The sequence below is a fragment of the Flavobacterium sp. CG_9.1 genome, from assembly GCF_015751645.1.
Lineage (GTDB): Bacteria > Bacteroidota > Bacteroidia > Flavobacteriales > Flavobacteriaceae > Flavobacterium > Flavobacterium xanthum.
In genome coordinates, this window is record NZ_JADOVC010000011.1 from 52,467 (window position 1) to 65,329 (window position 12,863).

The window sequence follows — 12,863 nt, forward strand, 5'->3', positions numbered from 1 at the left end:
TGCAAAAAAAATGAGGCTGTTCTAAAAGACAGTCTCATTTTTTTTATTCACACTTATAAATAGTACTTTTGCAGACTATTTATACAAATATGGGCTTTTTAGAAGAAATACAACGCAGAAGAACTTTCGGGATTATATCGCATCCAGATGCAGGTAAAACTACACTTACAGAAAAACTACTCCTTTTTGGGGGCGCCATCCAAGAAGCGGGTGCTGTTAAAAACAATAAAATCAAAAAAGGAGCCACGAGCGATTTCATGGAAATTGAACGCCAAAGAGGAATTTCGGTTTCTACATCGGTTTTGGCATTCAATTATAAAGATAAAAAAATAAACATATTAGATACTCCGGGACATAAGGATTTTGCAGAAGATACCTTTAGAACCTTAACGGCAGTAGACAGTGTGATTGTAGTAATTGACGTTGCCAAAGGTGTTGAGGAACAAACAGAGAAATTAGTAGCGGTTTGTAGAATGCGAAAAATACCAATTATCGTTTTCATTAACAAATTAGACCGAGAAGGAAAAGATGCTTTTGATCTAATGGACGAAGTGGAACAGAAACTTGGTTTAAAAGTAACTCCCCTGAGTTTCCCAATAGGAATGGGATATGACTTCCAAGGAATATACAATTTATGGGAGCAAAACATCAATCTTTTTAGTGGGGACAACCGCAAAAATATTGAAGAAACTATAGCTTTTTCAGATGTACAAAACCCACAATTAGAAAAAATTATTGGGCAAAAACCTGCTGCTACTTTACGCGAAGAATTAGAATTAATAGACGAAGTCTATCCCAAATTTGACCGACAAGACTATTTAGACGGAAAATTACAACCTGTCTTTTTTGGTTCTGCTTTAAATAATTTTGGAGTAAGAGAATTATTGGACTGTTTTGTTCAAATTGCGCCATCTCCAAGACCAAAAGATTCAGAAACACGATTGGTAGATCCAAAAGAAGAGAAAATGACCGGTTTTGTATTTAAAATCCATGCCAATATGGATCCAAAACACAGAGACCGACTGGCCTTTATAAAAATTGTTTCAGGAACTTTTGAACGAAACAAACCGTATTATCACGTTCGCCAAAAGAAGAATTTAAAATTTTCTAGTCCAAATGCATTTTTTGCTGAAAAGAAGGAAATCGTGGACATCTCCTATCCGGGAGATATTGTTGGTTTACACGATACTGGAAATTTCAAAATTGGAGATACTTTAACCGAAGGGGAAATCATGAGCTTCAAAGGAATTCCAAGTTTCTCTCCAGAGCATTTTAGATACATCAATAATGCAGACCCAATGAAAGCCAAACAACTCGACAAAGGAATTGATCAGTTAATGGACGAAGGTGTTGCGCAATTATTTACGCTTGAAATGAACAACAGAAAAATCATTGGAACAGTAGGAGCGCTGCAATACGAGGTTATTCAATACCGTTTAGAACATGAATATGGCGCTAAATGTACCTACGAGAATTTTCCAGTATACAAGGCGTGCTGGGTAAAACCAAATGATGTAAAAAGTGATGAGTTTAAAGAATTCAGACGAATCAAGCAAAAATTTCTAGCACATGATAAATACGGACAATTAGTTTTTCTAGCTGATTCAGACTTCACAATACAGATGACACAAAATAAATATCCAAATGTTAAGTTATTCTTTACTTCTGAATTTGAATAATTAGTTACCATTATACACTGGTGTTTTACCTATATAATACTTTTTTGTTCAAAATCACTTATTTTTTTGGAGCTGCTTCCTGCTGGCCGTTTCAAGCTTTTTCATACAATTGCTTTTTCCTGATCATAAAGGAGCTTCCGCTGGTCGCTCTTTATGATCGGGAAAAATAAGCAATTCTATTTCAAAAGGCTTTCCTCTTTCATCAGGGCTACAAACGATAGCCCTTATTTTCAAATATTTCTTGTTGTTCAAATAAGATTTTTTGAAGAAAAGAAAAGAGTCAAAGGTGTAAAATAGAAGTAAAATTCAAAAAACAGGGTAGTTTTTTAATTTTTGAACGTTAAAATTAAAAAAAAGAGTCTAATTTTTGATTAAATCTCCTATATTAGCTTTTTTGAAATATTCTGTTGGGAATGAAGCTTTTTTTGCTTGTTTTTGCAATCAATATTCTTCAAAATTTGACATCGAGTTTAGTAATTGCAACAGAATTGCAACGAGGCATGTTTTTTAGTGTTTTTACCAATGAAACATAAAACAATAGGAATGTAAAATAGACACAGTCTGAGTCTCTTTTATAAAAAGAGCCTTAAATTATTTTTACATCTTTCAATGAAATTGTAAAAAAGAAAAGTTTAGCGAGATCTAATAATTATATCCCGAGATCGCTAGAAAGAATACAAAGGGGTAGGTAATTTGAAACAAATGAATATGAGATTAAAGGTAATAGTAGGACTAGTTCTTTTGAACAGTATCGTTCTTTTTGCACAAGAAAAAATCACAAAGCACACTATAGTTAAAGGGGAAACAATATCAAGCATCGCTGAGAAATATGAAGTCAAGCAAAGTGCTATTTTTAAGTCAAATCCCAATGCTAAAAACCTTTTAAAACTCAATTCCGTTTTATTAATTCCTGTAGCTTCAACCAAAAACACTACCGTTAAAACCAAAAGTGCTGTAAATCAAGCGACCAAAGAACACGAAGTTCAAGCTAAAGAAACACTTTACGGAATCGCCAAACAATACGGGATTTCCATTAAAGAATTAAACCAAATCAATCCTTCACTGGCAACCGCCGAATTGAAAATTGGTCAAAAAATAAATATACCTGCTGCAGCAATTGCAAACGAAAAAGCAAATCTTGCAACAACAAAACAAATTCCTACCAATATTGAACCGGCTAAAGAATCTAAAATTGAATCCGAAGCAATCCAAAGCTCACACTCCTTCGTTTGGGAAGTAGTAGCAAAAGAAACTAAATATTCGATTACAAAAAAATACGGAATTACAATTAAGGAATTTGACAAAGCCAATCCGTCTTTAGGAGTTAAGTCCCTTAGAGTTGGTCAGAAAGTAGTTATCCCAGGAGTCGATTCACCAAGACCAGAAATGGTTGTTGCCTCACTTGGTACTCCATCAGTATCTGAAGCAGCGTCTAAAAATATAGCGTCAACGCAAATTAGTGTACCAAAAACACAAGAAACGATAGCGGCACCAATTCAAAATTCTCCAACTAGTCTGCAGACAATTACAAGAGAGGTACTGGCCAAAGAGACAAAATATGCCATTGCAAAAGAATACGGAATTACAGTTAAAGAGTTAGAAAATCAAAATCCAGCGATTAAAAATGGTCTTCCTGTAGGTTATAAATTGAGTATTCTTTCTCAGACAGTTGCTGAAAACAGTGTGGCTCTTGCTGTCGATTTAAATGATAAAGAGACTAAAATAGAAAGCAGTAAAATTGATTTTAATAATGCAATCAAGCCTACTTTTAGCCATGATTTTCTTGACCAATTGATAGAACGCGCTTCCGAAAATATAGGAACGAGATACCGCACGGGCGGAACTACTAAATCGGGATTTGATTGCTCAGGACTTATGTGTACTACTTTTGGTGCATTTGACATTAAATTACCTCGAACATCTCGAGAACAATCGAGTATGGGTACCAAAATAAACACAGAAGAAGCTCAAAAAGGAGATCTTATTTTCTTTAAAACAAATGGTAGAAGTCAAATTAATCACGTTGGAATGGTAGTTGAGGTTTGCGAAGGCGAAATTAAATTTATTCACTCCTCCTTAAGCAATGGTGTAATCATATCTTCCACAAAAGAAAAGTACTATGAGAAAAATTTCTCTCAAATAAATAGAGTGCTGCAATAAGCTACTCAGAAATTATATTTTTATAAAAACGCTCCAATTTATTGAAGCGTTTTTTTTTTACTATTTTTTAAAGCTTTATTTCTCCTTCATTTCCACTTACTAAATTGGTACCGGTAACCACGGACGCAGCCATTTTTAGAAAGTTAATCATTTGATTGCCGTCAGTATCCCAAAAATAGGCACTTGTTGGTTTAACTTTGATCAGGGAAATATTGGGGTCATTTTTACCTTCTTTGAACCATATATTTACTACTGGTGTCCACAACTCTTCAATTTTATCCCGGTCTGTACTAATGATTGCTTCACCGTTTACAACCATATAACTTCCTTTACCTGGATGTGCAAAAAATAATTGAACATTGGAATCTTGTTCTATTTCTTTATTCTTATCACTGTCTTTTTCACTAAAAAACCAAATGTTTCCTTCATCGCATACTTTTACGGCACCCATTGGTCTAGTCGTTGCTCCATCGTTTGTTTTAAGATTGGTACAAAAAAGGCAAGTATTAATTTCTTTAACTAGGCTTTTAAGTTTATCTATTCCTTCAACTGTGTATTCATTTGCATGATCGCTCATAATCTTATTTTTATAATGATTAAAAATCGCTACTTATTGTTCAACAAAGTTGGTGAACAAAGCGGTAAAAAGCATTACACAATTTAGGAGAAAAGTTTCAATTTTTACATATTTGATTAGTAAATACCTTTAGCTCTAGCATATACAAATACCTTATGCTAGAAATAAAAAAACGCCTGAACGGGAAAACTTCCTTGTTTACTATTTTTCAACACTATTAATCTCAATCCAGTATCCATCAGGATCCTGAATGTAGATTTGCTTGATTCCATCAGCCCGAACGGTAATTGTATTCAGTCTACCAGGCCAGTCAGAATACGTAATTTTTAGAGTTTTTAAGAGGTCGATTAATGCTTCAAAATGAGTTGCTTTAAATGCTAAATGTACCGCTTTATTGATGGTAACGGGTTCTTTGATTGTAGCAACAAGGTGAAGCTCTTTTCCCTCTCCTAAGGAGATCCAGCGAATCCCCTCTTTTTTAGTAAGGTTGGTTATCTCTGAAAAGTTTAAAACATTTTTATAAAAACCAACAGATTTTTCCAGGTCCTTAACTGACAATGCAACGTGGTCTAATTTTAAAGTAAAAGGGGTACTCGTTTGTGCGCAAAGCGTTCCGGCCCCGATGAAAGTAAATAGTAAGGAAATTAAAAATTTAGTTTTCATGTGGTTTCGGTGTTTGGTGATTTTGTTTTTTCTTTTACGATTGTTTATTAAAGTTGCTGTTTTTGAATGTTGATTCCTTAGAGTATTATGATCTTATTAGGGCCTTGTTTATTATTTTGATCCAATCCTCCTTGTCGCCAGTATTCGTGTTTATCGCAACACTATTGTTGTTATACGGTTCATAAGTTTTTAGATTTGCGCGGGAGAAAAGCCCAACAGTCGGTGTAAGGACAGAACTGGCTAAATGCATAATCCCACTATCTGCACCAATGAAGATTTCTGTATTAGCAATGACAGATCCAATTTCACGAATGTCTTTACTGTAGAATGTAAGTGCTTTAAAGCCGATTTGCGATATGTTTTCAACAGGTAAAATTTCGATAATATTATAATCTTGATATTCGGTTAGTAAACGTTCATAAAATTCTTCCCACCACGATTCTGAGTAGCATTTATCAGAGGTAGCGTAGGTAAAGATGCAAATCGTTTTTTTGTCATTTTTAACTAATTCTTGAATTATTTTATGTCCTTCCTTAATTTCCAAAGAACTTAATTTTAAGTCCAATGGAGGAATTGGATTGTCATTTTTAGTAAATCCTAATTTAGTTAGAAATTGCCTAAATTCATATACTGGATATTTTGCAATATGTACATAATCAATATGCTCTAGTTTCAAAGCTTCGTCATCATCGCCAAAAAATTTGTATTTAGCATCAGCAAATTGAGCTGATAATCGTCCAGACGAGGAATTTTTGTCTACGTTTATGACAATGTCATATTTTTGTTTTTTGATCTTTACCCAAACCTTAAAATAGGCTGCCAAATTTTTAAAAGGTTTTTTAGGAAGTTCAATGATGTAATTAATATTTGGATAATTTTTAAATACAATAGGTGCCAAACCGCCCTTTACAAACAAATCAATTTTACACGCTGGAAAAGCAGCTACTACATCTTGAACCAGCGGAGTAATGAGCAACAAATTACCCAATCTGTGGTTGGGCCTTGAAATCAAAATTCTTTTGATTTCAATTTTTTGCGTTAAATCTATGATTTGATTATTTTGTGAACTGCCAATATTTTTGGTAAGTCCATGCGTAATAATTCTTCTGACTTTATTTACTTTTTTTAAGATACTCATCGATTTATAATAGAATTTATAATTGAACCTATTTGTTTATTCATAAATCAGGATTGAAAAATAATAATTTGCTTGTTATCGTTATTTCAAACACAATCTAAAATGCTCTGTCATGAGACAAATGTACAATTAACGACTTAATAATGGCCTAGCTTGTATTTTAAATTAATGGAATTCAAGTGCGTTAGTTTTGTTCACCGTAAGATAGAATAAGCGCTTTATTTTTTTGTCAAAGTAAATTTTCCACCGCCTTGTTTTAAGATCATCTGCTTTTCATTTGGTTTGAATTCTAATTTTATTCCTGCCATTTTAAATTCAAAATTATCCTTTTCAATAGCCTCCAGTGGAAACGCAGCTTGACCTGTTGCCTGCGCAAAAAGTTTGTTGTCTTCTTTTGTAATTGTGATTTTCATTGGAAATCCAGCATCTGAATATTCCCCTAAATAAGGATCTAAATCCTCACTTTTTAGTGTGACAGTTTTAAAATTGGGAATTGTAAACGGTTTGTTGAAATAGGCACTTAAAGCGGCAATCATGATGTCGTTATTTTCATAAGTTCGACCGTTTGAGGTTAATGCAACAGCGATTTTGTCCTCTGGAAAATAAGATAATGTAGATCTGAATTCATCAATTCCTCCCGTATGACCAAAACTCTTCTTCTCATAAAACGGATATTGGAATATTCCCATTCCGTAGTTGTCTTGTAAAGTTGTCATTTGTTTCAGGCTGCTTTCGGAGATTATGGCATTGGCGAAAAGCTTTTCAATAAACAACGTCAAATCTTGTGGATTAGAAACCACTGCGCCAGCTCCCATTGGGATCGACATATCCGTTTCTGGTTCTTTGATCCATTTTTCAGAGAAGGAATACGAGTTGGTTTCGTTATTTAGAATGTTAATCTTACCTCCAATATAGGTATTTTTTAAACCTAACGGTTTTACAATTTTATCGTTCAAAATAGTTCTGAATGGCTTTTTATAGGTTTTTTCCAGAATGTAACTCAATAAAACATAATTGGAGTTGCTGTAATCGGCTTTGCTGTTGGGTTCAAAAATACTTTTCCCTTTGGTAATGATTTCCACCATTTCATTTTCCGTTTTTGGTTGGGTGTTGTAGGTTAAATATTCAGGACTATTGGTGAAATTTTGAATACCGCTTCGGTGATTTAATAAGTAACCAATAGTTATTTTGTTAGCGTTTTCAATAGTTGGAAAAAACGTTTCAATAGTTTGAGTTAACATTAATTTTTTTTCTTCAATCGCCTTGAAGACTAGTGCAGAAGTAAACATTTTTGAAATAGAACCCACTCTATATTTTGAAAGAGCACCAGATTTTTTATTGCTTTCTATGTCATCCATTCCAATGGACTTTGAATAAAGAAGCGTTCCGTTTTGTGATACGGCGATACTACCCATAAATTTATCTTTGGCTTCCAAAATTTGAAATAAACTATCCAGTTTGGCAACGTTCATTTTTTGAGCATAGCTTGTTCCAACTAGAAATCCTAAAAATAAGGTGATGGCGATTTTATTTTTCATGAGAGTTTGATTGATGAATTGATTTAAAGTTCTAAAAATAGTCAATTATTTGGTTAGTTGATTGATTATTTGATGCGGAATGTTGGAATAGAAAGCAGCGAATTTTCATGTATTCTTGCCAAGTCAGATTTCCTCGGTATCTTGTTACACAAAATAGAATTAATGTAAATTATGTGCTGGTGGTATAAAAAAGTATCGTTACGATGCAGGATTCTAAAAATATTTCTAATCTTTGACGTCTAAAAGAACACTATTATGAGCACAACAAAACTAACAATCAATCGCAACGGGTCTATAAAAATAGAAGGCGATTTTGAAATAACAGACTGCGAAGGAAAAACATACGGTTTAGAAGGAAGAACGGCTTTGGGTCTTTGCCGATGTGGGTTGTCAGCCAACAAACCTTTTTGTGATGGTTCACACCGCAATGGTTTTGAGCATGAATCAGCAGCATTTGACTTGCCACCGGTAAAAACGAAGTAATATCGTTTTCTGATTAAATAAGAAAAGCTACATCCAGTATCGATGTAGCTTTTTTGTTTATGATTTAAATCGATTAAATACCATAGGTTATTCGCTAAATTTACTATTATTCAAATTTCACTTATTTTTCAAACTGCTAATAATCGCCATAACATCTTGATCGCCTAATCCTTCTTGTTCTGCTGCGGCATAACTGTCATACAAAGGATGAATCAACGGGGAATCAAGTCCTGCTTCTTTGGCTAATCTTAAATCTTTAACGAGGTGTTTCAAAGCAAATGCGGCGGGGAAAGAGTCGTTTAAAATAGAAGGTGTTTTGATATTCGTGATCCCGTTGCCACAAGCGCCTTGATTGATGATGTTGAGCATGTCTTCTTTATTTACGCCGTTTTTCTCCGCAAACAAAACCGTTTCGGCTATGCCTTGAAGATTCAATCCTAGCAAGTAATTGATAGCTAATTTTGCAGTGCTCGCTACGCCCGGCGCACCAACATGAATGGCGATTTTTCCGAGAGCGTCAAATAAAGGTTGAGCTGTTTCAAAATCTTCGTTGGAAGCACCCACAAGAATAACTAAGGTTCCGTCTTGTGCTGGTTTGACACTTCCTGAAACTGGTGCGTCGATAAAATGAACTTGATGCAGCTGACAAAGCGTGTGGAGATAACGGGAGGTCTCTGGAGCAACGGTACTCATGTTGATGATGGTTTTTCCAGGAATTGCAGCAGCTAGTAATCCTGTTGGGCCTTCAAAAACTTCTTTTACAGCCGCGTCATTGGATAACATTGTCACTACAACATCAGCCGTCTCCATGAGGTGTTGTAAACTTGTGGCTGCTGTTGCGCCTTCGGCAAGTAATGGTGCTTCTTTGTCTTTGGTGCGGTTGAAAACGGTTACTTCAAAACCAGCTTTGAGTAAGTTTAAAACCATTGGGTTTCCCATATTCCCTAATCCAACCCATCCTAATTTTAATGTATTCATGATTTTTGGTGTTGTTTGTTTTATATTTTTATTGGTGTTTTAAGGGTGTAAAATGAAGTATCATGCATCTTAAATACGCGCTTACTAAAGTACGTTTTATTGGGATAGCACAAAAAAGTAAATGACTTATATGTTTAAAAAGAGGATATTACTTTAGTACTGAAGATGGTTCTTTAGTTTTGTTATGAAATAGATAAACGACAATTTACCGTAGTTTGCATGAGGGATGGAAGCGGCATCCTTTATTTTCTTTCTTTAAGAAAATAAAGATACAGCGTACAGCCCGACCATGCTGCAACGACAGTGAAAGCAAGGTCATGCCCTAAAAACAGGAATTCGATTTTAGATTTCCAAAAAAAGTATATCTTTAGCGAACTAAAAAACCAAAAACCCACTTTATGGAAGACCAAAAACCAGACGATTTTAAAAGAGAATTAGGATTACTTGACGGAACCATGCTCGTGGTGGGTTCAATGATAGGTTCCGGAATATTTATTGTGAGCTCGGATATGGTTCGGCAATTGGGTTCGGCCGGTTGGCTTATTGCGATGTGGGTGCTTACGGGTACAATTACAGTGATTGCGGCTGTGAGTTATGGCGAGTTGAGCGCAATGTTTCCTAAAGCGGGTGGACAATATGTGTACATTAAGGAAGCGTACGGAAAATTAGTTGGGTTTTTATACGGTTGGAGCTTTTTTGCCGTGATACAAACGGGAACGATTGCCGCAGTGGGTGTGGCTTTTGCTAAATTTGCTGCTTACTTGTATGCGCCTCTGAGCGATAAGAATATTCTGTATGAGTTAGGTAGTTTTAAACTCAATGCTGCTCAGATTGTTTCTAGTATTACCATTATTCTACTAAGTTATATTAATAGTCGTGGGGTAAAAAACTCTAAGATTTTACAAACGGTTCTTACTGTAATCAAAATTTTGTCGCTGGCTGGTTTGATTATTTTTGGTTTTATGGCAGCTAAAGCAGAAGTTTGGGATGCCAACTGGACGAATGCTTGGACGTCACAAGCGCTGGATACGACTTCAGGAACTTGGATGCCTATTAGTGGAGTGACATTGATATCAGCCATTTCTGCAGCCTTAGTAGGCTCACTGTTTTCGAGTGTGGCTTGGGAAGGGGTAACTTTTATTGCAGGGGAAATTAAGAATCCAAAACGCAATGTAGGATTGAGTTTGTTTTTAGGAACGTTGATTGTGAGTGTGATTTATATTTTGGCTAATATTATGTACTTGGCAGTAGTGCCTTTGTATGATATTGCGACGGCCGAATCCGATCGTGTGGCTGTGGTGGCTTCACAAAGTATTTTTGGTTCTATTGGGACTTTAATTATTGCGGTAATGATCATGATTTCGACTTTTGCTTGCAATAACGGTTTGATTATGGCGGGTGCCAGAGTGTATTATACAATGGCGCAAGACGGTGTTTTCTTCAAGAAAGCTGCCGAATTAAATAAAGCGAGTGTTCCAGCTTGGTCTATTTGGGCGCAATGTATTTGGGCTTCGGCACTTTGTCTGACTGGGAAATACGGAGATTTACTAGATTTTGTGGTGATTATTGTGTTGATATTTTACATCTTGACCATATTGGGAATCTTTATTCTTCGCAAAAAACTGCCAGATGCTGAAAGACCGTATAAAGCGTTTGGCTATCCATTTTTGCCGGCACTTTATATTGTTGTTGCTAGTGCAATATGCATCGCTTTGCTGTATACTAAAACGAGCACTAGTGGTTGGGGTGTTTTGATTATGCTAGTTGGAATACCAATTTACTATTTGACTAAAGCTAAGGAGTAGTTTTTTAAAATTAGGAGTTATGAATTTGCGGATGTAAATCGTATTTTTAAATAGGGATTTTTTACAAATCAGTGAAAATCCTTTGAATCCGTTTTATCTGCGTTCCATTCGATACAAAATTGGAAAAGTAACACTTAAAAAAAATCCGTTTAATCCGTGTCATCTGTGGCTAAATTTAGCGCAACAATGCCATTAAAAAAGCAAAAAAAAATCCGTCTCGTTGTAAAAACTGGACGGATTTTCTATTGAATTCAGGTTGTATTGCGGTTGTTTTAAATCTACAAATTAATGACTAAAAACTAATAACTAAAAAATTACAACCGCAATATGCAACCTGTAAAGGACTGCTAGTAATACGTAAAACGTCTTACTTTAGCAATGTATTTTGCCAATCGGATTACTTGGTGGCTGTAACCGTATTCATTATCGTACCAAATGTATAAGACGATATTCTTTCCGTCTTTTGAAACAATCGTCGCGTTACTGTCATAAATAGCAGGTTGTGGCGTACCTATTATATCTGAAGAAACTAACTCATTATTCATGGAATATTTTATTTGCTCTACCAGCTCGCCTTCCAAAGCATATTTTTTCATGATAGCATTGATTTCCTGCACCGAAGTAGTTTTTGAAACCTCAAGGTTTAAGACAACCAAAGATCCATTTGGAACTGGAACCCGAATCGCATTAGAGGTCAGTTTCCCTTCCAATGATGGCAACGCTTTTGCAACAGCACTTCCAGCACCAGTTTCGGTAATTACCATGTTTAATGCGGCTGCTCTTCCACGACGGTATTTTTTGTGCATGTTGTCCACAAGATTCTGGTCGTTCGTGTATGCATGAATCGTTTCTAGATGTCCTTTGACAACACCTAAAGTATCTTCAACCGCCTTTAAAATAGGTGTAATCGCATTGGTAGTGCAGGATGCAGCAGAAAAAATATTAATTTCATCCGGATTGTATTCGTTCTGGTTTACACCATGAACAATGTTTGGAACTCCCTTTCCAGGAGCGGTAAGCAATACTTTATCGGCTCCCTTAGAAACCAAATGGCGGCTCAATGCCTCGTGTGTCGTAAATGCACCCGTATTGTCAATTACTAAAGCATTATCGATTCCAAAATGCGTATAATCAATTTCTTCAGGAGCGATTGCAGTAATGACATGAACGGTGGTTCCGTTGATTATCAATGCGTTATTTTCGGGGTCGGCAATTACAGAACCTTGAAAGTCTCCATGTATAGAATCATAGCGCAACAAGGAAGCTCTTTTTTCAAGCGATGTAGCGTCATTTTTATCACGTGTAACAATCGCTCGCAAGCGCAACTGACTTCCTTTTCCTGTTTTAGACATCAGCTCTCTGGCTAATAGACGACCAATACGTCCAAAACCATATAAAACAACATCTTTAGGTTGTACCTCTTCTGAGTCTTTTGCGTTTTTTAATTTGTCAATCACAAAATACTTAGCATCTGGATATTTGTCCTCTTCTAAACCATATTCATAGGTTAGCTTGCCAATATCTAATTTTGAAGGTAGCAAGTTCAATTCTAAAACCGCTTTTGCAATTTTAACAGAATCGAATATCGAAATGGGTTTGCCTACAAATTCAGCTGCATATTCATGCAGATTAATTATGTCACTGACATTTCTGTCTAGGAGTTGATTTCGAAATAAAACCATTTCGATTGATTTGTCGTACCATAAATCGCTGATAATTTTAATCAGTTTTACTCCTGCGCGTCGCCTGTCAGCTTGAAAAGAAACTTCTTTTTCGTATAAAGTTGTAGTTGCCATGTTGAAAATTTAATGAAAATAAGTGATTGTATTTTTTAAAATTTGC

The 12,863-nt window shown here is 35.4% G+C and carries 10 protein-coding genes; 4 read left to right on the forward strand and 6 right to left on the reverse strand.

Annotated elements, in window-relative coordinates:
• Window positions 1-89 precede the first annotated feature (89 nt).
• Together IWX83_RS07745 and IWX83_RS07750 are read left to right on the forward strand one after the other, a co-directional pair.
• Window positions 90-1,679 (forward strand): peptide chain release factor 3, encoded by a 1,590-nt coding sequence (locus IWX83_RS07745; RefSeq protein WP_196828837.1) that lies wholly within the window; start codon window positions 90-92, stop codon window positions 1,677-1,679.
• 708 nt (window positions 1,680-2,387) lie between these two features.
• Entirely contained in the window at window positions 2,388-3,839 is a 1,452-nt protein-coding gene (locus IWX83_RS07750; RefSeq protein ID WP_196828839.1) for a C40 family peptidase, read from the forward strand.
• Window positions 3,840-3,906: 67 nt separating this feature from the next.
• On the opposite strand, the gene IWX83_RS07755 is transcribed toward IWX83_RS07750, so the two are convergent.
• From IWX83_RS07755 to IWX83_RS07770, 4 genes are all read right to left on the reverse strand, one after another.
• The gene (locus IWX83_RS07755; protein ID WP_196828841.1) at window positions 3,907-4,416 is read right to left on the reverse strand and encodes a pyridoxamine 5'-phosphate oxidase family protein; all 510 of its coding nucleotides are present in this window, start codon (window positions 4,414-4,416) and stop codon (window positions 3,907-3,909) included.
• Window positions 4,417-4,617: 201 nt separating this feature from the next.
• Window positions 4,618-5,079, reverse strand: coding sequence for a VOC family protein (locus tag IWX83_RS07760; RefSeq protein WP_073353542.1), 462 nt, complete (start codon window positions 5,077-5,079; stop codon window positions 4,618-4,620).
• A gap of 85 nt (window positions 5,080-5,164) precedes the next feature.
• Window positions 5,165-6,217, reverse strand: a complete 1,053-nt coding sequence (locus IWX83_RS07765) for a glycosyltransferase family 9 protein (protein ID WP_196828843.1) — start codon at window positions 6,215-6,217, stop codon at window positions 5,165-5,167.
• 218 nt (window positions 6,218-6,435) lie between these two features.
• The gene (locus IWX83_RS07770; protein ID WP_196828845.1) at window positions 6,436-7,755 is read right to left on the reverse strand and encodes a serine hydrolase; all 1,320 of its coding nucleotides are present in this window, start codon (window positions 7,753-7,755) and stop codon (window positions 6,436-6,438) included.
• A gap of 255 nt (window positions 7,756-8,010) precedes the next feature.
• On the opposite strand from IWX83_RS07770, the gene IWX83_RS07775 reads away from it, so the two are divergent.
• A complete protein-coding gene (locus IWX83_RS07775) occupies window positions 8,011-8,238 on the forward strand; it encodes a CDGSH iron-sulfur domain-containing protein (RefSeq protein WP_091259617.1) in 228 nt (75 codons plus the stop codon).
• A 117-nt stretch (window positions 8,239-8,355) separates the two neighbouring features.
• Here the strand turns inward: IWX83_RS07775 and IWX83_RS07780 are convergent, their stop codons facing one another.
• Window positions 8,356-9,216, reverse strand: coding sequence for an NAD(P)-dependent oxidoreductase (locus IWX83_RS07780; RefSeq protein WP_073353535.1), 861 nt, complete (start codon window positions 9,214-9,216; stop codon window positions 8,356-8,358).
• Between the two features lie 398 nt (window positions 9,217-9,614).
• Here IWX83_RS07780 and IWX83_RS07785 point away from each other — a divergent pair, with 398 nt between their 5' ends.
• Window positions 9,615-11,021: an APC family permease gene (locus IWX83_RS07785; protein ID WP_196828847.1), complete on the forward strand. Its 1,407-nt coding sequence runs from the start codon at window positions 9,615-9,617 to the stop codon at window positions 11,019-11,021.
• A 347-nt stretch (window positions 11,022-11,368) separates the two neighbouring features.
• Here IWX83_RS07785 and IWX83_RS07790 read toward each other — a convergent pair whose 3' ends face one another.
• The gene (locus IWX83_RS07790; RefSeq protein WP_196828849.1) at window positions 11,369-12,817 is read right to left on the reverse strand and encodes a glyceraldehyde-3-phosphate dehydrogenase; all 1,449 of its coding nucleotides are present in this window, start codon (window positions 12,815-12,817) and stop codon (window positions 11,369-11,371) included.
• Window positions 12,818-12,863 lie beyond the last annotated feature (46 nt).